The 19663-nt window shown below is 54.6% G+C and carries 14 protein-coding genes; 6 read left to right on the top strand and 8 right to left on the bottom strand.

What is annotated here, in order from left to right:
- Positions 1 to 7: 7 nt before the first annotated feature.
- The gene (locus tag H5P30_RS04520) at positions 8 to 1282 is read right to left on the bottom strand and encodes a beta-ketoacyl-[acyl-carrier-protein] synthase family protein (protein ID WP_185691765.1); all 1275 of its coding nucleotides are present in this window, start codon (positions 1280 to 1282) and stop codon (positions 8 to 10) included.
- Positions 1279 to 1644: an acyl carrier protein gene (locus tag H5P30_RS04515; protein ID WP_185691764.1), complete on the bottom strand. Its 366-nt coding sequence runs from the start codon at positions 1642 to 1644 to the stop codon at positions 1279 to 1281. The genes H5P30_RS04520 and H5P30_RS04515 overlap by 4 nt, the downstream gene beginning before the upstream one ends.
- A gap of 157 nt (positions 1645 to 1801) precedes the next feature.
- Between H5P30_RS04515 and H5P30_RS04510 the strand changes: the two genes are divergently transcribed.
- Entirely contained in the window at positions 1802 to 2665 is an 864-nt protein-coding gene (locus H5P30_RS04510; RefSeq protein WP_185691763.1) for a hypothetical protein, read from the top strand.
- Between the two features lie 42 nt (positions 2666 to 2707).
- Here the strand turns inward: H5P30_RS04510 and H5P30_RS04505 are convergent, their stop codons facing one another.
- From H5P30_RS04505 to H5P30_RS04490, 4 genes are all read right to left on the bottom strand, one after another.
- Positions 2708 to 3514 carry a dienelactone hydrolase family protein gene (locus H5P30_RS04505; RefSeq protein WP_185691762.1) on the bottom strand — a complete coding sequence of 269 codons (807 nt, stop codon included), beginning with the start codon at positions 3512 to 3514 and terminating at the stop codon, positions 2708 to 2710.
- A 267-nt stretch (positions 3515 to 3781) separates the two neighbouring features.
- The gene (locus H5P30_RS04500; protein ID WP_221774280.1) at positions 3782 to 5980 is read right to left on the bottom strand and encodes a DNA polymerase domain-containing protein; all 2199 of its coding nucleotides are present in this window, start codon (positions 5978 to 5980) and stop codon (positions 3782 to 3784) included.
- Positions 5981 to 6138: 158 nt separating this feature from the next.
- The gene (leuB, locus tag H5P30_RS04495) at positions 6139 to 7242 is read right to left on the bottom strand and encodes a 3-isopropylmalate dehydrogenase (protein ID WP_185691761.1); all 1104 of its coding nucleotides are present in this window, start codon (positions 7240 to 7242) and stop codon (positions 6139 to 6141) included.
- 126 nt (positions 7243 to 7368) lie between these two features.
- Positions 7369 to 8274, bottom strand: a complete 906-nt coding sequence (locus H5P30_RS04490) for a transposase (RefSeq protein ID WP_246459348.1) — start codon at positions 8272 to 8274, stop codon at positions 7369 to 7371.
- A 348-nt stretch (positions 8275 to 8622) separates the two neighbouring features.
- On the opposite strand from H5P30_RS04490, the gene H5P30_RS04485 reads away from it, so the two are divergent.
- Positions 8623 to 10776, top strand: coding sequence for a TonB-dependent receptor (locus H5P30_RS04485; RefSeq protein WP_185691759.1), 2154 nt, complete (start codon positions 8623 to 8625; stop codon positions 10774 to 10776).
- 54 nt (positions 10777 to 10830) lie between these two features.
- On the opposite strand, the gene H5P30_RS04480 is transcribed toward H5P30_RS04485, so the two are convergent.
- Positions 10831 to 12495 (bottom strand): DNA repair protein RecN, encoded by a 1665-nt coding sequence (locus H5P30_RS04480; protein ID WP_185691758.1) that lies wholly within the window; start codon positions 12493 to 12495, stop codon positions 10831 to 10833.
- 211 nt (positions 12496 to 12706) lie between these two features.
- Here H5P30_RS04480 and H5P30_RS04475 point away from each other — a divergent pair, with 211 nt between their 5' ends.
- The 4 genes from H5P30_RS04475 to H5P30_RS04460 all read left to right on the top strand — a co-directional run bounded on the left by H5P30_RS04475 (position 12707) and on the right by H5P30_RS04460 (position 18619).
- Positions 12707 to 14254 (top strand): serine hydrolase, encoded by a 1548-nt coding sequence (locus tag H5P30_RS04475; protein ID WP_185691757.1) that lies wholly within the window; start codon positions 12707 to 12709, stop codon positions 14252 to 14254.
- Between the two features lie 74 nt (positions 14255 to 14328).
- Positions 14329 to 14562: a hypothetical protein gene (locus H5P30_RS04470; protein WP_185691756.1), complete on the top strand. Its 234-nt coding sequence runs from the start codon at positions 14329 to 14331 to the stop codon at positions 14560 to 14562.
- A gap of 174 nt (positions 14563 to 14736) precedes the next feature.
- A complete protein-coding gene (alaS, locus tag H5P30_RS04465; protein ID WP_185691755.1) occupies positions 14737 to 17427 on the top strand; it encodes an alanine--tRNA ligase in 2691 nt (896 codons plus the stop codon).
- Positions 17411 to 18619 carry a hypothetical protein gene (locus H5P30_RS04460; protein WP_185691754.1) on the top strand — a complete coding sequence of 403 codons (1209 nt, stop codon included), beginning with the start codon at positions 17411 to 17413 and terminating at the stop codon, positions 18617 to 18619. Before alaS ends, H5P30_RS04460 begins: the two co-directional genes overlap by 17 nt.
- A 501-nt stretch (positions 18620 to 19120) precedes the next feature.
- Here the strand turns inward: H5P30_RS04460 and H5P30_RS04455 are convergent.
- On the bottom strand, positions 19121 to 19663 hold a 543-nt coding region (locus H5P30_RS04455), incomplete at its 5' end, for an IS256 family transposase (RefSeq protein ID WP_185691738.1).

Below are 19663 nucleotides of genomic sequence, written 5' to 3'. Positions count from 1 at the left end.
ACTGCCGCTATTCGTCACCGAAGAGCAACGACACGCAAGTCCCCCCGAAACCGCTACTATTCGAAAGCACTTTCCGTACCGCGGTCCGTCTCGGAGAATCTACCAGATCCAGGGATTTCGCTCCCTCAATCGGATCGTGCAAACCCGGATTCCCTGGGATGATTCCCTCTCGAATACTCAGGCAGGCGATCGCCGCCTGAAGGGCGCCTGACATTGAGAGAGTGTGTCCCGTAAGCGACTTTGTCGCGGCAATCGGGATCGATTGCTCTGCGAAATTTTGTTCGGCGAGGATCGAAAGCAAGGCCTTTGCTTCGGCGAGGTCCCCATTCCGGGTAGATGTCGCGTGACTTGAGATGTAATCAACGCCATCCAACGAACTGCCAGCGTCCTCCAAAGCGATCCTCATCGAGCGCACCAAACCTTCGCCTTCCGGATGCGGCGCCATCGTGCTGAACGCATCCGAGGTCTGCCCCCAGCCGAGCACCTGCGTGTACGGCTTCGCCGACCGCTGTTCCATGAGCTCACTCGATTCAAGAATGAGGCACACGCCTCCACCGCTCCCGACAAATCCCGAAGCGCTCTTGTCAAAAGGACAACTGGCTTTGGACGGATCGGACTCCGGACTCAACGCGCGCATCGCCCAAAAGGGCAGCAAAGTTTCTTTCTGCAGGTCTTCTCCCGCAATGACGATCATCCGGTCCTGTCGTCCCAACCGAATCTCATCGAGCGCATAACCAATCCCGTGTGCGGAGGATGAACAGGCAGAAACGAATCCACAATTTGCCCCGCGAATCCCCAGATAGTTGCCGAAATTAAAATTGAGAGTCCCCGACACGGTGCTCACAACCCCCATGGGGTTTCCCCGAACTCCGCCATGCCTCCCAATTTCCGACATTCCTTCTCGAATGAGAAAGGGAGAGCCCGCACTCGAAGCGCACAGCCCGGTCCGTCCGTCCCCGAGCTCTTCCTTTTCCAGCCCAGCATCCTGCAGAGCCTCTTGAATCGCCGAGAAAACGAACATTCCGTGCGGAGGTAACCCGCGGGCGAGAGACCGAGGGGCTTTGCAGGAGTCGGGAGTTTTCCAAGCCAGATAATTGGCACTGGGAAACGAATATCCATCGACAGTCCCCACCACCGAAACTGGGCAATTCTCAATCCCGTCGAACTCTACGTTCGCAAACCCATGATGGTTCGATTCGAGAGACTCCACCACCTCACGGGCGGTGCCTCCAATCGACGAAACAATTCCCAATCCGGTAATAAAAACCGGACGGTGGTTCATTCCGAGGGAGTTCCTTTCTGGTTGTTCAAATCGTCGGCGATCGCCTTCAAATCGCCGACCGTCTCCATCTCGCGCATTTTTTCATCGTCGATGGAGAATTCGAAAAGGTCTTCGAGAAGAAACATCAATTCCGCGACCGCAAGAGAGTCGATCACGGACTGCTCGATCAACTTGGTGTCATCCGGAGCAGACGAGAGAGCCTCCACTCCGTCGCTGTCCTCACTGAGAAATCCTAAGGCAGACAAAACGAATGTACTCAAATCTCCCGAGTCTTTCGTCTCCATGTATCGCTTGTAGTCGTCCTGCACCTTTTGCGGAAAACCAACTAGACGAGGGTGAGTATCTGCGGGGGTATCTGACATAATTGAACACCTGCTATGATTGATAGAATTGCGACGCCGTCAAGGAGACCTTATAGCGGGAATAAACAGGTTTCAGTCGAACCTTTCCGGGAGACATCGATCCTCGCCCCTTTCCTATCGCCAACCTAAAGCAATCCCTCCAACGTTAAGAGTGCCGATGTTTAAGACCGTAAATCCGCTGGTATTTTCATTTGATGTCGAGTGGGTCCCTGACCCGCTCGCCGCAGCACGCCTCTTCGACTGTCCCATTGAAACCCCGGCCGAACGGGAGCAGGCAATGATACGGCTCTGGCAACACGGCGGCGCAACGGAGGAAAAACCGCAGCCCTATCTGAAGACCATTCTCTGCCGGGTAGTGACCTTGGTCGGAGTTCTTCGCGAGAAGAAACCAGACTCCAAGATCCCCCACCTCCGCCTGATCTCCCTTCCTCTCAAGCTCGACACTCCTTGGATGGACCAAGAGAGAGCGATTCTGCAGGGATTTTTCGAAGCGGTCGGGAGTAAAAAGCCCCAGCTCGTTGGTTACAATTCCGCGCAAGCTGATGTTCCCATTCTAGTTCAGCGGGCGATCGTCAACGGACTCTCTTGTCCCGGATTCGCCCGACGCCCGGAAAAACCTTGGGAGGGTGTCGATTACTTCAGTGGACACGGAGACCACAGTATCGACCTGGCCCCGGTCCTCGGCCGCTACAACCAGATGCCCTCGCTCAACGAAGTGGCCCGACTCTCCGGCATCCCCGGAAAGATCGACACCAGTGGCGGCGGCGTAGCCGAACTATGGCTCGAGGGCCGTCTGGACGAGATCCTCGCCTACAATGAGTGCGACGCGCTCACGACCCATCTGGTCTGGGCCCGGTTCGCTCACTTCGGGGGATTCCTCAACGCCGAGGAATACGAGGCCGAGCAGAAAGCGGTCCGCGACTTAATCGTCTCGCTGATCGAAAACGGAAAGCCCACCCTCAAACGCTTTCTTGACGAATGGGACCGACTCCAAGCGATCCAGCCCCCGGAGTCTTCCTAAAAGAATTAGCGACCCGCTCCCAGCGCTGCCGAAATTCGTGGACTAGTCCTCAAATTTCTCGTCGAAAAGCAGCTCCATGTATTCGAAGGCCCGTTCCGAGGAGAGTGGATTAAACTCAGCCTTGCCGTCCATGGAAGCACCGGGATCCGTAAAGGAGTGGACCGTTCCGGAAAACTGAACCAACTGCCAATCCACCTTCGTCTTCTTCATGACCGACATCCATTCCTCAACATCGGCCTGGGGAACAAACGGATCATCTGCGCCGTGGAGAACCAGGACACTGCCTTCGATCTCCTCGCTATCCTCAGCCAAAGTCGGGGAGCTGAGGTCTCCATGGAAAGAAACCACCGCATCAAGATCCGCCCCTGTCCGAGCAAACTCGAGCACAGCCCCGCCCCCGAAACAAAATCCGATCGCAGCAACCTGCCCGTCCTTCAAAGGCAGGCCCTTTTCACTCAGAAAAACTTTCAACGCCTTCTTCATCCGCTCCCGCATCATTTTGCGGTCGCCTCGTAAAACCCCAGCTGCTTCAGACGCTTCTTCCATGTTCTGTGGGCGTACGTCTACTCCGTAAAGATCGACCATCATCACCACATAATCATCTCCCGCGACCCGCATCGCTTTTTCCAACGAAGCCCGAGTCGGCCCCATCCAGTTGGGAACCATCAAAATCGCCGGCCGGTCATCGCCCTCATCCTGGTCCCACACAATCGTGCTCTCAAACTGCTTGTCCCCGATCTCATACTGAATCCGGCGAAGGGCCAACTGCCCGAGACTGCCGGTGTCGTCCGCAAATGCAGGAGTAGACGCGAGAAGAAGTGACAACGAAAGGAGGAGTTTTTGTTTCATAGAGAGTGATTTGTGAAAAGTCTACGGCGTTCGGAAACCCCCACGCCTAGAAGCAACCAGCTATACAGAGACGAGCCCGCAAGTCGAGTGTGGGAGTCATTTAGATTATAAATCTCCCCGAAGTCCCAACTCCCCATCCGAACCAAGCCACGCACCACGTCAACTATTTTAGAACGGAGATGTTATAATGGCTGCAAATGGAGAATTCAGGAAAAAAAAACTTCATCAATGCACTCGTAATCAGATGGTTATAGATCCAACAAAACGCTACACTTGCTCGGATTCGCTTAGAAACTCACCGTAACGCTTCATCCAGCTTTTGATTCGTGACTGGTAATATCCGGGATCGTAGGGAGCCGTAATCGGATCATATTCCTCAAGACTGCGGGCTTTTTGCCATTCTGGAGTGCTTTTCTTGTCAGCCATCCCCACATAGTAATTCACGCGCTCCCCCATTTTCGGCATCGGATCCATTCGGAGAGCGACTTCGAGAGAGGCCCGCCGCGATTTCCCCTTCTCCGCCACCGCTTTCTCGTAGGACGTCGGGGATTGGCTCAAATATTCGCCCTTTGCCAGCTCCTCGACCGGGATCGAATGTTCCTCCAAGCGGGAACCGAGTTCCCGGACTTCCTCGAGGGGATCCTCCTCGCGGACACCGAGGAGCCAGTCGATCAAGTGATTCGTCAACTTGCGCAGAAAGGGCTCCGTCCCTCGTGAGCGCAGTGCCGAGCCTTTCACGACCACGCTCTCTCCGTCGAGCAACGCATAGTTTTTCGCTTTATAGCAGAACATCGCTTCGTAAGTGCCGTCGAACTCAAGGTCCACTCCATCGGGAAGATCCCCGTTCACGGCAGCCAACAAACGCTCCGGTGTCTCGAACCAATCGTGCGCCTCCACGTAAATACCATCAGTATCGGCTTCGAGGACCCGGCAACCTTTGGATTGGAAATTCACGATCAGCTGCTCCAAAATCTCCCGTCCTCCCTTGGTCACCTCAGCCGCCAGCTCACTGTCTCCGAAGCGGGCCCCGCCGAATCCCAAGTAGCCGTAGAATGAGTTGATTAGAATTTTAAAACTGTTTTGCCGGGCGGAAAACTCACGGCGGAGCGCAGGATCCGACTCCTCAAGCGAACGTTTCTTATATTCCAATCGCTCGGCCCGAAGTCGCTCCAAAGCGGGAATCAAAACACCCAGATCGTCATTTTTCGGATTGCGACCGATGTGGAGGAGAAGACTCGGATAGAGCGAAGCCACGTCGAAATGAAGGACCTTGTGGAAGACTCCCGTCTCGAAACTCTTCGATACGGCTCCTTCAAAGCTCTTGGACTGTTGGGGCTCGGGCAGGGCCCTCTCGGCTCGGAAATACTCCTCGAGAAACACCATCTCCACCCGCGAACCAGTCCCTCGGAGGAGGATCTCTTGCAAAGTCATCGGGAAGATCGCCGCCTGCGCTACGTAAGTGGGCAGCAGAATCGTGGCAATCCCTTCGGTCTCCCGCAGATCATCCTCCAGATAGGCCCGGAAAGTCTCACGATTTTCTCGAAAAGACTCCGCAATTTTATTTCCAGGGAGATAGGTGCGCTTGTCTTTTCCACTCAGCCCAAAATGAAGAGCCAGATCCTTCAACCCAAAGGCTGGCAGACTACGCTGAGTTAAATCGTAAAATTGCGCAGCGATCAGAGTATCGAAGACCGTCCTCCCCGGAATATCACAGCGGGAAAGATCGAACCATCGCTCCGCAATGCGCACCCGACTGTTACGAAATCGAGCTTCAGCCCCAAATCGCCCCCACTCCATCGGCAACTTGAAACGGCGACAGCGGAATCGCAGATAGTTCAGATCAAAATTGAAAAAATTATGCCCCTCGAGGATATCTGGATCGATCGCCCGGAGTCTTTCTCCAAACCTCTTCAACAGAGACCGCTCGGCAGCATCCGTTTCTTCCTCCAACTCCAGAATCTCCGCATTTCCACCAGAGCGTAGGCCGATGGCGAGAACTCGATCCCCTTTACGCTTCGGGTCACTGAATCCATTTGGATCCTCACAACCCGTCTCAATATCGATCTGACAACGAACCACATCGCCCAAGAATCCTGGAGCGATCATTCGCATCCCGTGCCGGAGAAGGTGCTGATGTTCAAGAGGTCGCACTGACTCTGCTTTCACCGGATTTCTGGGCAACTGAGCCAGAATCCGAGCCCCCTCCGAATCATCCCCTTCAATGAGATGAGAAAGAGAACCGGCACCCGCTAGAGATTTTCGAGGAAGAGATCCGATCTCCCGATCATCGCATAGACCGCCTTCGATCCAGGCAAATCCATGGAACGGCTCAGATTCCGTTTCGATCTGCCCTCCAACGCGCCAAGCCGTCCAGACTTTCCCCTCCTCGGAATCGACCCAGATTCCTACGAGAAGACGAGATTCATCCAAATCAGAAAGCGGCGAAGGGACTACCATAATAGACATCGGGTAATGAATCCAGTTTCAGAACGCAAACTTCATCCCAATTTTGGCAGAACCATGCATGAAGGACTCAATGGCTCGCAAAATGAAAGGGAGCATCTCTGCTCCCTTTCAAATTCGAACCTGCAGGCCGAAATCGACCCACAAAAAGCAACCGGGTACTATCCCAGTTCGGCCATAATGGCCTCAACCATCTTATGGGTCCCGACCGCGTCGGCGCCAAAAGCGATGTCTCCCGTACGGACACCTGATTTCACGACCTTCTTGACCGCATTCTCAATGCGATCGGCAGCCGCAGTTTCACCAAAGCTGTAGCGCAACATCATCGCCGCACTCAGAATCTGAGCACAAGGATTGGCCTTATCCTGACCGACAATATCGGGAGCGCTTCCCCCTGCCGGTTCATACAGGCCAAAAGGCAACCCATGAGAATTCTCTCCCTTTCCGAGGCTGGCTGAAGCCAACATCCCAATGGATCCGCAAACGACCGCCAACTCATCGGACAAAATATCACCAAACATATTCTCGGTGAACAAAACATCGAACTGGTTGGGGTTCGAAACCAACTGCATCGCTGCATTGTCGACATACAAATGGCTCAGCTCGAGATCTGGATATTCTTTGGCAAAAAATTCAGTCACCGTCTTCCGCCAGAGGACGGAAGTCTCCAGAACGTTCGCCTTATCCACGGAGCAAACCCTTCCACCCCGCTCGCGAGCTGCGACAGCGGCCACTTCAGCGATGCGGCGGATTTCCGAGGCACGATAAACCATCGTGTCGATAGCTTCGACATCGCCATCTTCGAGCTCGGTCGTGCTCTTCGGCTGACCGAAATAAATGCCGCCCGTCAACTCACGGATACAAACAATGTCGATCCCCTGCGGAATACGCTCTTCTTTCAATGGCGAAGCCTGAACGAGTTCAGGATATAGAAGGCCTGGTCGAATGTTCGCAAAGAGCGAAAACTCTTTTCGCAAAGGCAGCAGAGCCGCACGTTCCGGCTGCTCCTTAGGCGGAAGACTCTCCCACTTCGGTCCGCCAACCGACCCAAAGAGGATCGCTTCTGCGGCGCGGCAGCCTTCCTTCGTCGCATCTGGGAGGGCGACTCCATGGTTGTCGATGGCAGCACCGCCAACATCCCAAGTCGAGCAATCCAGCCCGAATCCTTCTTGTCCAGCGACCTTTTCCAAGACCGCCAGGGCACCTTGCATGACTTCGGGACCAATCCCGTCACCGGGGAGAACCGCGATTTTCAACGTCTTCATAAAATGGGTTGTAGGGAGCCGAAATCCCGAGAGCGAGGGATTTTTCCTGAATCTTCAAGAATTGGGGGCCATCTAATTTACACCCATGCTCACAAGAACCCTCCATTGAAACAGGACCAGACCAGTTTACCCAAACAACCCCTTGCGCAACCCAGTCCCCACAGACAGCCCCTGCCAATCGCTCCCCCTCAGAGGATGAGGCCTTCGCGCCCGCTTCCCTTCCGGTTCATCCTCCAGGAACTTCCGCACAAACGACTCCGATCCCAGCACCATCCCGTCCGAAAAATAGCGAACCCGGCACCGCAAAACCACCGAAAGGGGCAACTTCCCCTTTTCCTCCCGCAAAACCCGCACCGCTTCTTCGTGGGAAATGGACTCTTTCCCCTCTTTCTCTCCATCGCCAGCCCCATACAAAGTCTGCCGATACCCCGCCAAGTCCTTATCCACAACAGAAAGCCCGGCTCGAGCCAGTCGGCCACCGCCGAGAGCCTCGGCATAACCGCAAAACCGATAATCCTTAGGATCCGCAACCAACCCCGCCCGAACTGCATTCAGGTCAATATAGGCCGCCACGGTCCGCAAAGCCCACCGATCCCCTTCGACCAAAACACTCTTAAAGCGAGCCGACCAAAGCGGCCCAAACCGATCACGTGAGCGGTTAAACCAAAGCGTAAAACGAAGCTTCAGAGTCCGCATAAACTCCGAAACATCATGCATCCTGCGGGTAAGCTCCTTGCGCAACTCCCTCCCATCAAGAAAGTTATCCTTCAAATGCCCCTCCAAAACCTCAGCAGGCATTGGATTCCAGGGAGTAGGCTTAGGATAAAGCTTCCGATACCGACGAACCAACTCCCCATCCGAGACTTCAGTCCCCGCCGGTGGCACCTCCACCAAAATATGAAAATGGTTCTTCATCACCGCATAAGTAACCACCCGAACCCCAGAAAACTCAGCCACCTGCCAGATCATCTTCCGCAAAACCTCCCTCTCCCGATCACCGAAGAGAGCCTCTCCGTTTACCGTCCGGCTCATTAGATGATAATACGCGAATTGATCCGAAATACGATGCCTACGCTTGCCCATGCTTCCTATCCTCTACCAGCAATCGATGTGAGTCAAATATAATAAAACGGTTATATAATATACTCCATTTAACTTCAAAGCGTTCCGTTACATCTTGCAAACCAGAAATGAGTAACCCGTTTATTAAAAAATTGACTCCCAACCCTCTCTATCTGTTCTTTCCGACTGCGATTAGGGAGTTTTCATCTAGGTGCCGATGGCCCCAAGAGTCTTTGATCCCGGTGAGCGGACGGTTGGCGGGCCGACTCGTTTCCGTTGCATTCTTTTTCATCACCCGTCTTCTGATCGATTCTAAACATGACCCGCAAATCTCTCCTTCTTTTCTCTGGAGTATTCGGCCTCGCTTGCAGTCCCCTGCTCGATGCCGAAGACAAATCCGACGCTCCGCAGTCGGATTCTCGCCAGGAATTTGAGAGCTATACCGTCGCGGCGTCCTCGATTCAGGTTTCGCCGCAGGAAACGGATTCGAGTATCTCAGTCTTCACCGGGCAGGAGCTTTTGGATCCGAATAGTTCCCATCTTGAGGATCTTGTCCTCGATACGCCTAATTTGACTTTCGCTGGGGGGACTTCCCGGGCGCGATTTTTTCAGATTCGCGGGATTGGGGAATATGATAATTATGAGGAGCCTGTGACTCCCTCTGTCGGTCTGGTAATTGACGGTATCGATTTCAGTGGATTCGGGAATATTGTTTCGCTCTTCGATGTCGAACGAGTCGAAGTCCTTCGCGGACCACAGAGTGGCCTCTACGGGACTCAGGCTTTGGCGGGCCTCATCTATATCGAGTCAACCAATCCGACCGACTACTGGACTGGACAGGTCGAGGGAACGGTTGCGGAATATGATACCTACCGAGGCGGAGTTGCTGTGGGCGGACCACTTGATTTTCTTTCTGACAATCTGACTATGCGCCTTTCGGTCTATCAGAACAACACCGACGGCGGGACCTACAACGAATTTCTCGGGCGGCACGCTGGATCCGACCAGGATGAATTCACCAGTCGGCTCAAGGTCCAGTGGGAACCTTCCGACAATTTCCGCCTGAAGGTCACTGGACTCTACAGCGATTTTCAAAACGGGTACGACAACTTCACTCTTACGGCGAACGAGGGCTCCCATACCGTCTACAGCGATATGCCCGGCGAAGATAACCAACGCTCAAGCGCGATCGCCGTCGAGGCTGGGATCGGACCCCTTGAAAGTGAATGGGTTTCGCGGACGACTTTCCAGAAGACCAAAACCAAGTACAGTTTCGACGCGGACTGGATCAACACCTCCGACGATCCCAGGAACCTTCAATTCTGGCAGGAAATTTGGGGCGAACCTGGTCCCCAATCCTGGTCCGAGGATTATAACCGGGAAACCCGCCGTGTGCGCCAAGAGTTTCTCTATCGCTTCAACGAAGGTCCAGAGACAACACGCTACACGGTCGGAGTTGGGGGCACCTATATCGATCAGGATTCCGAGGCTTTTGAAAACTACCCAACAGACGCCTTTGGTCCCTACTCCAATACGGCCGAGAACACCTACGATGAGGGACAACTCTACACCTTTGGGGAGATCCTTTACCCTCTCGGCGACAAGCATCAAGTGGGAGGAACCCTTCGCCTCGAGGGGCGCAATCTCGAGCTCAAGGATTCCGGCTCTCCCCAATTTGTTGGCAGTGCCGATGACCAGGAGTTTCTCTGGGGAGGCGATATTTCTTATAACTATCTGATGACGGAGGCTCAGGCGTTCTACATCAAGCTGGCCCGCGGATACAAAGGCGGAGGCATCAATGCCGACCGCAACGCCAATCAGCTCTACTACGACCCAGAAGCACTCTACGAGGTTGAGGGGGGCTGGAATTTCGCCCGGCCGGACGGGCGCCTTGAGTCACGGGTTTCGGTCTTTGCCTTCACCCGCGATGACCCACAGGTCCGCCGCTGGGAAATTGACCCGGGCTTCAATTATGTCCTCACCCAAACGAACGCCGAAAGTTCTTATGGCTACGGTCTGGAGGGATCGGCCTCTTGGATGGCCTTGGACTGGCTCGAAGTGGGTGGCTCCCTCGGTCTCCTGCAATCCAAAATCGAGGCCGATAATATTCCGACGCTCGCCGATGGTCGCGACCAAGCTATGGCTCCGGGATACACATTCTCCGCCTATGGTGAGGTTCGTCCTATTCCCGAGGCCTTCCTTCGCCTCAAGGTCCGGGGACAAGACTCCGTCTACTACGATTCCTTCTATAACGGAAAATCCGATGCCTACCAGCTCTTCGATCTGTGGGCCGGCTATATGATCGGAGGGTTCGAGATCAACTTTTGGATCACCAACCTATTCGACACCGACTACGGCACGCGTTCAGTCTACTTTGGCGATTACAACGATCCCGCCTTCGTGCCAGACCTTCACTTCGAATCACTGGGAGACCCTCGGCAGATCGGGGTGACGGTGCGATACTTCTTCTAAGAAACCGTTGCGCGATTGAGGTGAGCCCTGCTTTCAGCGGTCGCTCGGTTTCGACTACGAGCCCAACAACTCCTCGGCGTGCGAGCGTGCGGTCTTTGACTTCCGGTCTCCGAGCATACGAGCGATCTCGTCGATGCGCTCCCCCCGATCCTCACTGAGTGGACGCAGCGAAACCGCAGCGCTGTCGTCAGATTGGTCTTTCGTCACCACGAAGTGACTACTCGCCATGGCGGCAACCTGCGGAAGGTGAGTAATGGTGAAGACCTGATTATCTTCCGCAAGACGGGAGAGTTCACGGCCAATCTCCCGACCGACCTCACCCCCCACGTTGGCGTCGATCTCGTCGAACACCAATACCGCAGTATGGTCGACCGCCGCCAGAACGGTTTTCAAGGCGAGAGTGACCCGGGCAATTTCTCCACTGGAAGCCACCTTGCCCAGAGGCATCGCGGCCTGACCCGCCGTTCCCGAAAAGAGATACTCGCACGAGGAGGTTCCTCGCTCCGTCCAAGTCGAAACAGGCTCAACCTCGATGCGGAAGGCCGGTTTTTTAAATCCCAAACGGGTGAGTAATTCCGTAACCTTCTTTGCCAACGGCCCTGAGATCTTCTCTCGTTTCTCAGTCAATTGCGCTCCAACCGATTCGAGCTGATCGCGCAACGCTTTCTCTTCTTTTCCCAGCTTGGCCAGGGTCCCCTCAATGTTGCCTTGAGAAGCCAACCGCTCCTCCATCTCCTCACATTTTTCGAGAACCGCCTCGACAGACCCACCATGGCGTCGACGAACTCCCATCCACAACTTCATGTTGTTCTCGACTTCTTCGATCTCGTATCCGTCGACCTCGAGAACCGAGCGCAGCGCTTCCAGCTCACCGAACAAATCATTCAGATCCACCATCAGCGCATCCAGCCGATCCATATGCGGCCCCACCTCATCGGGTACCAGTTCTCGCAACTTATTCCCGCAACGATAGACATCGGCCAGACGACCCGGCGCCCCTTTCGGCCCAGACAGCGCATCCTCCAAGCCACTGAGCCTCTGATCGATCTCACGGGCATTGCTCACTCGATGAAAATCGCTTTCCAACTTCTCCAACCATTCCTGAGAAATGTTGAGCATACGGATCTCCTCAATCTGGGATTGAAGGTAGGTCTGTTCATCTTCGGACAAACTCCCCTCATTCTCGATCCTCTCGATTTTGGCCTTAAGCTGAGACCACTGATGGAAAATATCAGAAAAAGTTTCGCGCAGAGCCCCATTCCCAGCAAACGCGTCGAGAAGATCCACCTGAGCCGCCCGATGAAAGAGGGCCAAAGGAGCCTCCGGTCCGTGCAATTCCAGCCAGACATCACCCAATGCCGCCAGTTGCCCCAAGGCGGCAACCTGGCCATTCACCAAAATCCTCTGCCCTCCAGCAGCCTGGATCTTCCGATGAAGAACCAACTCGCCGTCTTCCATCGGCTGCAGCCCGGCCTCCTGCATTGCCGCGTTGACCCGGGAAGGCTCCCGAAAAAACAAACTCGCCTGAACTTCGCAAAACTCCGCTCCCTTGCGAATCATCGACCGGTCGGCCCTCCTCCCTGAGAGCAGGGATAATGCCCCCATAATCACGCTCTTCCCGGCACCGGTCTCCCCCGTCACCGCGGTAAATCCCGGATGACACTCCATTTCCACCGAATCGATGAGAGCGAGATTCTCGACTTTTAGGAACTGCAACATGAATGACTTGGGTAGCTCTCCTTGGCAAAATGCGCAAATCTCAAAAGCGAAATCAGTCGGTCTCGATTCGACCGCCCCCGTTCCAGCGAAATCGCTGAGAGCACTTCGAAGCCTGCACCAATCGACTTAAAACCATTGCTCCAGAAACAGCAAAACGTTTTTTTTGAGCTGTAGACTTGGTCTTCCGAGATCGCTTCGGTAGAAGTTTGCCATGAACTACTCACTCGCTCGACTTTCCTTTTCAATAGCCCTCCCCTTTATCGGATTATTCTCTGCCTCCCTGCCTTGTTCAGCCGCAGAATCTACCCTACCGCCCGATCTTGACAGCTACATCGAATCGGGAATGTCGGAATGGCAGCTTCCGGGTCTTTCGATCGCTGTGGTTAAAGACGGCGAGTCGATCTTGGTCAAAGGCTATGGAGTTCGCGAAGCCGGAGGTTCCGAGCCCGTCGACGAAAATACGGTTTTTGCCATCGGGTCAGCATCCAAGGCTTTCACCGCCACTGCCCTGGGGATGCTCGTCGACCAAGATGAAGTCCAATGGAATACCAAGATCCACGAAATTGATCCGGACTTTAAACTTTCCGACCCTTGGGTCACCCAAGAGATTCGCCTCAGCGACCTCCCCTCGAACCACAGTGGGCTCAGCGCGGTCTCGGAAGCACTCTGGTATGGCTCCGGGCTGACGAAAGAAGAGATCATCGATCGACTGCAATATGTCCCCATCAGCGAAGGATTTCGCTACCAGTTTCAATACCGCAACACCATGTTTCTCCTCGCAGGGGAGATGATCCCTCACTTGGTCGACCAAACTTGGGCGGAGTTTTTAGAGGCTGAGATTTTCGCGCCTCTGGGCATGGACCGTTCTCTTCCCACCAATGTTGGGGTCGAGGACATGGACAATGTGGCCTCTCCGCATCTCTTGGGATACGACAATCAGCTAATCCCCGTGCCCTACCGCGACATGACGAACATCGGACCCGCTGGCTCAATCATGTCCACCGCCAGCAACCTTGTCCCCTGGTTGAAGCTCCATTTGGGGCAAAGCGAAGTTCCCCTCCTGACCGAGGGAACCCTTCGCTATCTGCATACCTCCCAAACTCCGATGTGGTCGATCTCTCCCGACGGAGCCGTACGCAACTCCCCCTTCCAACTTCATTCGTACTGCCTCGGTTGGACGACTGAGAGCTACAAAGGGCTGCGACTCGTCTGGCACAACGGCAACATCGACGGAATGAGCGCTTGGGTGGGACTCGTTCCCGAACTGGGATTGGGTGTGGCCATGCTGACGAACCTCGATGACTGCGAATTTCGCACAGCCGTCTTCTATCAGATCGTCGACCATGTCGCCGGAATCGATGGAGATGATCAGGAATCTCAGCCTCTCACCCGCTACGAAAACAAGATCACCCAACGAGATGAAGCCGAAGAGGAGTGGCAGCAACTGGCAGCATCGGACATCCAACCCGCTCTGGATCTCGCCAATTATGCTGGCCAATATCACAGCGATCTGCTCGGCACCGCTACGATCGAGGTCACCGGCAATCGGCTCACCTTCGTCCGCACCCCCGAACAGACCTTGGAGCTGGTTCCAACCGCAGCTGGCTCCAACGACTTCATCGGACGCCACACCAATCCGAATGAAGACCTCCGCACGGGAAAAGTAGACGTAACGTTTGCGGTCGAGGATGGGAAAGTCCTGACGCTGGTCGACCATTCCGAAGGGGCGCCGATTCCCTTTACCAAGGTTGAGAAGTAAAAGCAGGGGACTGCTGGCGTAGCGTCGTGCTTCCTTACCCGCAGTAATACCGAATTTAGGAAGTTTTGATAGTTATGGCGGGATGGGAAATGAGTCTGAGCGAGGCGGCCCAATTGGGGGCGGGTCTGCGACCCGTGCCATTTGGGCTAACGCTGCTCAGGCTCATTTCCCGCCCGTCCCAGGGGGATGCGCCCAGAATCGAAGGTCGCGGCGTTGCAGGGATCGGAGCGTATCTCGATACGAATCCAATCCCTGCGCCTTGCGCTGCTTCGATTCTGCGCTGCACCATAACGGTCAAAACTAACTAAATTCGGTATAAGAAGCTCCGCGAAAGCCGGGAGGCCGCGCTTCTGAAATCCTATTGGGACTCCGCCCGCAAGCTAAAGCACTGCGCTCCCTTGAAACCGGCAGGATAGACCTAACGATCAAACACCCTCCCCTTCTGGATTGAATCCACCGATTTGTTCCTTCTTATTGAAGGGATGCTCTCATCCGAGATTCGCCAGTCATTTCTTGATCATTTCCGTTCGAAGGGGCACGAGATCGTGCCTTCGGCCTCGTTGATGCCCACTTCGCCGAACCTGCTGTTCACCAACGCGGGGATGAACCAGTTCGTGCCCTACTTCCTCGAGGAAGAGAAAGCTCCCTTCAACCGTGCGGCGGATACCCAAAAATGCATTCGCGCTGGTGGTAAACACAATGACTTGGAGGACGTTGGTTTCGACACCTATCACCACACCTTTTTCGAGATGCTCGGGAATTGGTCGTTTGGGGACTACTTCAAGGAAGAAGCCATCGAGTATGCCTGGGAGCTGCTGACCGCAGTCTGGGGATTCCCCAAAGAGCGCCTCTACGCCACCGTCTATCAACCTGGCCCCAGAGACCCAGCCAGTTTCGACGAAGAAGCCAGCGCCATCTGGTCCCGTATCTTTGAAAAAGCCGGACTCGACCCCAAGAAGCACGTCCTCACCGGAAATAAGAAAGACAATTTTTGGATGATGGGCGACACGGGTCCCTGCGGCCCCTGCTCCGAAGTTCACATCGACCTAACCCCCGAGGGCGATACCAATGGGGACCTCGTGAACCAGGATTCACCCTGGTGTATCGAGATTTGGAATCTTGTCTTCATCCAGTTCAATGCGAATCCGGACGGCAGTTTTGTCGATCTTCCCGCCCGCCACGTCGATACTGGGATGGGGTTTGAACGTGTGGCGGGAATTCTCGCGACCACCAAAAACTTCACAGATTTCTCGCAGCCTCCGAGCAACTACAACAGCGATCTGTTCACAGACCTGTTCAGTCACCTTGAGTCGCAATGCGACGCCCGGTACACCTATACGATGCCCGAGGGCGATGAAAAGCTAACGAAAGAAGAGATCAAAGACTGCGTATTCCGGGTCATCGCCGACCATATCCGCACCCTCTCCTTCTCGATTGCAGACGGAATCCTACCGGGAAATGAAGGCCGCAACTACGTCCTCCGACGCATCCTCCGACGCGCGGTCATGTTCGGCAAACGGTTGAATCTACCCAACGGATTTTTCGCCAACCTCGCGCCTGTTCTTATCGAGAAAATGTCCGAGGCCTTTCCCGAATTAAAGAAACAGGAAGTGGTGATTCGCAAGGTTCTTGAATCCGAGGAGTCTGCATTCGAGAAAACGATCGACCGAGGTCTCCAACTCTTTGAAAAACAATGCGAAGATGAGGTCATCAGCGGCGAAGAAGCTTTTACACTGTATGACACGTACGGGTTTCCCCTCGACCTCACGGAGATCCTCGCCCGCGAACGCGGTATCAAAGTCGATACCGAAGGATTCGAACGCGAAATGGAAAAGCAGCGGGCTAAAGGCCGCGCCGCTCAAGTCAAAGAAACCATATCGGTCAAAACTCCCTCCAATATCGACCCGACTCATTTCCGCGGTTACCATGCCGATCAACTGCAAGGCACCGAAGCTACCGTTACCGCCGTCCTGGATGCCCCCGACGGCGCGAAAGCAATTCTCCTCGACGAAAGTCCCTTCTACGCCGAAATGGGGGGGCAGGTAGGCGACTCCGGAACGATCGTTTTCAATGGCACGGAGATTCCAATCGCCCGCACACAGAAAGGGCCCGGCGGCGAGTTCCTCCACCTCGTCACCGATCCCTCCCCTGAACTTACCAATCTTGTTGGCAAAACGGTCGAGCCTCGGGTAGACGCATATCGTCGCCGCGCCATCCAGAGACACCACTCCGCGACTCACATTCTCAACTGGGCCTTGCGCAAACTTCTCGGCGACCATGTTCAGCAGGCGGGATCGCTCGTGACTGAGAATCAACTACGATTCGATTTCAACCACTACGAAGCCCTGACCGAAGAGCAGATCGATGAGATTGAGCGTTTGGTCAACGAGGGAATCCTCCTCAATCGGCCGGTCCATTGGTACGAGGTGCCATTCCGCGAAAAGCCCGAAGACGTCGTTGCTGTATTCGGAGAGAAATACGGATCTGAAGTTCGGATCGTGGACATTGGCGGATTCTCCAAAGAACTCTGCGGCGGAACCCACGTCCGCAACACCGGAGAGATCGGCCTATTCAAGATCGTCTCCGAGAGCGGAATTGCTGCCGGAGTGCGCCGAATTGTAGCTGTCTGCGGAAAGGCCTCGTATCGACTTGCTGAAGACAATTTCAACCAACTGCACCATATGGCCAAGCGTCTGGGATGCCAGCCACAAGAAATCGAAAAGCGACTCGACACTTTGCTGAAGCAGCGATCCGACCTCGAGAAAGAGTTGACCCGCGTGCGACAGAAAGAAGCCGCGGGGCAGGCGCAGGCTGCCCTCGAATCCGCCATTGAGATCGGACCCGGTCTCAAAGCGATTATCGCCAAAGCGGAAGCCACCAATCCAAACGAACTTCGGGGAACCGCAGCCCAAACTCTCGGAAAGCTTGGAGAAGGGTTCGTAGTTTTGGGCGCCGAGATGGGAAAGAAAATTTCGATCGTTTCACTGGCCAGCCCGAAAGCCATCGAAGTAGGCTTCCCGGCTGGGGAACAAATCCGAAAGCTTGCCGAAGCACTCGGCGGCAAAGGTGGAGGAAAGCCAGACATGGCCATGGGAGGCGCCGCCAACGACGGCCAACTTGGCGCAGCTCTGGAGAATTATCGCAGCGCACTGAGCAATGCCTCGGTTTCGTAAACTCGGATTCGCAGAGACTTTTCTCCACCATTTCTACACCGACCTGGGGGCCGGCCTCGTCACGGTCGTCGTCGCACGACTACAAAAAGCAATTCCCATTGCGACTCTTGAGCAGGCAATTTTAGCGGTTCAGGCTCGCCATCCGCTGCTTCGGTGCCGGATCGACCCCAGCCCGAACGGGCTCCAGTTTGTCGAATGCAGCGAATTCCCTACACCGGCTATCGCTGACATTACCGAAGAGCCCCTGACTGGATTTGAGACTCTGATTAACTCCTCCCTGCCCGTTGGACCCCTGTTATGGCAAATCGGGACGAAGCGAGGTAGCACTCCGCACCTCTATCTTAAGATTCACCACGCGATCGCCGATGGAACAGCCGCTCGGTCTTTACTCCTTGAGATCATCCGAATCGCCGAAGGTGCTCCCTCCGGGGATCCGCTTCCGCTTCTTCCTGCGGTCGAATCTCTAGTCGCCAAAAGCAAAGAGACCTATGACGTTCCACTCCCCACCCCTTCACAGAACGTAAGCTGGAAATTCGCTCAATCCAAACCACTGCCCGAGAGGACCTGCCGAAGTATTTTGCGCAGCACTCCAATCGGACCCGTTCAGGAAAAAAGTCACCGTCAGGGCATTACGGTGAATAGCCTTCTGATGGAATCCATTCTCCAGAACGCAAATGTGACATTACCGGGATTCCCCTCGTCTCCCTCGCTCATCCTCCCCGTAAGCGTACGCAAACGAATGGCACCTCCTATCGCGGACGAGAACATGGGATGTTTGATCGGAAATGCCTTAGTTTACGCGCCGGACTCGGATTCGATTCACTCTCCCCGTCTCGGGGCGGTTCTCGGCAGGCAACTCGACCACGCGATGACGACAGCGATTACCGGCCCCGAGAAATTCAATCCGGCGATGGTCGACTCCGCGATCGATCCTTTCCGATCCGAAGAGCAAAAGGAGTTCGGCTTTCCCATTGCGCTCTCCAATTTGGGCCCTGCCTCCGAAGTTCCGGATAGCGTGGAAGCACTATGGTTCGGCGCGTCGGTGCGCCCCGGTCATCTCGGGATCCTCGTCGCCGCGAGCACTGTGCATGAAAATCTCTGCTTGGGCTTCCACTTTGCAGAGCCTCTCGTCAAAATTGAGGATGTTGAAAACTTTGCTGAAGAAGTGGTTCGTCAGCTGGAAGACCAATAAACTGCCTCGCTTCCTAACGAAAACGCTTCTCGGATCGAGCAACATCAACGCGATCCAATAATCCCTCGACCCAAGAAACCAACTTACTCAAAGGGTTCACAGAATACTGGACTGTTTTCTTATGATCACAAATCACAGAATCCGCAAAAGATCGAATCTTCCAGGCCGCGAATTTCCAGTGACCTTGTTCCGACACTTGGATTTCGTCCCTAACCATTCGCGATACGGAAGAGAAATGGGGCAACCTCGAGAACGTTACCTCGATACGTTCTCACTATTATTGGATAGATCCTCGATCTGCCTACGAAAGGCTTGAAGAGCCTGAAGGAATTCCTCGCATCCTAATCCGCTGACTATCAGGAACTTAATCCCAATTTCTAAAAATTGGTTAGTGTCCAAAATCTTTCGCAAAAAGGTCTGAGTGCCTTCAGGCGTTGGTGATTGGTTTATGATGTTAGGTTGAAGTTGATGTCAATAGCCCCCCATGGGGGGCTGCGATTTTCAGGCAGTTTGTTGAAGTTCGGTTTCCTCCAGCTTGGTCATATCCATATATTTGCGGGTATCGGACCAGGATTTGGTGGCGATGTAGCGGAGTCTGGCGCAGGCGAGCATGAGAGCGCTTTTCCCATCCGGGAAGCTTCCGACGACTCGGGTTCTTCGCCGGATTTCCTTCATGATTCTTTCAAGCAAGTTGTTCGTCCGGATACTACGATGATGCTCTCTGGGGAACTGGTAGTAGGTGAGCGATTCGTCGATTCCGTTCAAAAGGATCCCGGCCGCCGATCCGAGTTTCATGGCTTCGAGTTTGTCGACTATGGCAACGGCTTTTTCGCGGGCGCTCTTAGCGTCTTCCTGAGCATGGATTGCCTTGAGCATGGGGATGACTTCCTCTCGCTTTTGTTTGGGCACTTTGTGCAGGATGTTTTTGTGGAAGTGGAACACGCACCGTTGCCATTTGGCTTGCGGATAAAACTCCGGTAAGACCTCGATCAACCCCGCAGCCTTATCGGAGATCGCCAGGTCGATCCGGCGCAGCCCCCGCTC

This window comes from Puniceicoccus vermicola (assembly GCF_014230055.1).
In the GTDB taxonomy this organism is placed as follows: domain Bacteria; phylum Verrucomicrobiota; class Verrucomicrobiia; order Opitutales; family Puniceicoccaceae; genus Puniceicoccus; species Puniceicoccus vermicola.
This window is presented reverse-complemented; position numbering and strand designations above follow the sequence as displayed.